This is a genomic window from Herbaspirillum sp. B65, assembly GCF_000333555.1.
GTDB classification, from domain to species: Bacteria; Pseudomonadota; Gammaproteobacteria; order Burkholderiales; family Burkholderiaceae_D; genus Herbaspirillum; species Herbaspirillum rubrisubalbicans.
Window position 1 is genome coordinate 1 of the sequence record NZ_BADI01000247.1, and the last position, 1,005, is coordinate 1,005.

At 62.6% G+C, this 1,005-nt stretch carries 1 protein-coding gene; it reads right to left on the reverse strand.

Features of this window, described 5'->3' with window-relative positions:
- Nucleotides 1–54: 54 nt before the first annotated feature.
- Nucleotides 55–1,005: DUF1302 domain-containing protein (locus tag I5W_RS06485; RefSeq protein WP_044528619.1), on the reverse strand; the 951-nt coding region annotated here is incomplete at its 5' end.

Here is a 1,005-nt window from a genome sequence, read left to right on the forward strand (position 1 = left end):
GCGGGTTGAGATGACCGCATCGCGCGGGCGGTAGGACAGTTCGGAACCGACGGTTCAGTCCCCCAGCGGGAAGTTGATGCTGGTCCCCAGCATCAGGCGGTCCTGCAGGTAAGTGAACTGGGTCGCACCCCCATTGGGGGTGACGGCCACCGGCGACTTGTCGTGATAGCGCATGGCATAGAAGCCCATGTCGGCCTGGATACTCTCGGGCTTGTAGTGCAGCGCTACGCCATACTGGCCGCCATTGCGGGGCGTGCTGCCGGTCGGCATGGCCACGTTGGGCGTGCCGTTGGCAAAGGAAGAGGCGCCGTTGCCGATGGTCGAGGTCGACCAGTAGCTACCCACGGGCGGGAAGTAATTGCGGTTCCAGTGGGTCTGCACATAGGCTTCCATGTTCAGGCCATGGCCCAGGCCGGTTGCGAAGCTGGCCATGGGGGCCGGCAGCATGGCTTCCTTGAGCTGGGTGCCAGGCTGCGACAAACGCATCAGGTCGACCGCGTTGGTCTGGTTGATACCACCGGCCAGGAACATGCTCTCGCCCCAGTTGATGACCTGGTTACCGATGCGCAGACGGGCGCGCTGGTCGTTGATCTCGAATTCCTTGCTCACCCACAGGTCCAGCAGGCGCACCTTGCTGGCCAGTTGATCGTGCGAATCCGACGTCAGCCCCTGGCCGCCGTAGCCGCTGACCGCGCCCGAGACGCTGGTGGCCGCAAAGTCCTTGATCCAGTTGACCCGAGCCATGAACTTGTAGTCATTGGGAAACTTGAGCAGCAGCTCGTGCGTGCCCTTGAGGTATTCGGTGAAGGCGTGTCCCTTGTTGTAGTTCAGGTTGCCCTGGTCGTTGTAGACTGCCAGCGCATCCAGGCAGCCGCTGGCACTGGTGCCGGTAGGCGTGCCGCCAACCGGGGTGGAACCGCTGACATCGATGCCGACAATGGTGTTGCAGGGAGCATTGGCTGTACGGATACTGATGCACACTGCCACGGTTGAATTGAGGGTGCC